The organism is Rhodococcus zopfii NBRC 100606 = JCM 9919, from assembly GCF_001895025.1.
Classification (GTDB): Bacteria; Actinomycetota; Actinomycetes; order Mycobacteriales; family Mycobacteriaceae; genus Rhodococcus; species Rhodococcus zopfii.
In genome coordinates this window covers 1-653 of the sequence record NZ_BCXI01000144.1, presented here as the reverse complement: position 1 = coordinate 653, position 653 = coordinate 1, and the positions used below count along the sequence as shown (strand labels likewise).

The window sequence follows — 653 nt, the reverse complement described above, 5'->3', positions numbered from 1 at the left end:
GCTAAGCGTACCTGTGTGCGCGACCCGATCCGCGAACTGGTTCCCACCGACAGCGAACTCGCCACCGCGGTCGACGTCACGTGGAACGAACTCGAAACCGACACCATGCCCGTCCCTACCGACGAGGAGTAGGACGCACCTGGCTGGTTCTGCCCGTCATGGGGGTCTGCCGGCGCGATGTATACGTTGCCGCTGCGCCCAGTTCCTTCGATGCTGTGGTGCACGTCCCCCGACGGTTCACCACAGCCTGTCCCGGCGCCCCACCTCTGCCCCCGACCGAGGCGGGGCGTTCAGGATCCGAACGCAGCCAACCGCTACAACTCCACCGAAAAATGGTCCGATCGGTTCTGGGCGAACCAGGACGAGGACGCCGATCTACCCGCCTGGCGACGGCATGTCCTCGACGACGAGGATCGGTTCCACCGCTTTCTCGACGCCGAGCCCGAGCGACAGATCAGCGGCGAGTGGTGGTCGACCCCGGTTCCGAGCAAAGTACGGGTCACCAGCCGCGCACGGGAGAATCTGGGTGCGGTGGAGTTGCTGCTCGCCGAAGACGACAGCTCCGACGGTCTGCACGCTCGGGTGTGGCCGGTGCATGGCGACGCCTCTGCGCGGGTGTACGAGATCACCGGCCCCGACGCCTGGACTCACTG

General features: G+C 66.5%; 1 pseudogene. It reads left to right on the top strand.

What is annotated here, in order from left to right:
- Positions 1-210: 210 nt before the first annotated feature.
- Positions 211-653 (top strand): annotated as a pseudogene (locus RZ1_RS29510) (hypothetical protein); the annotation flags it as partial.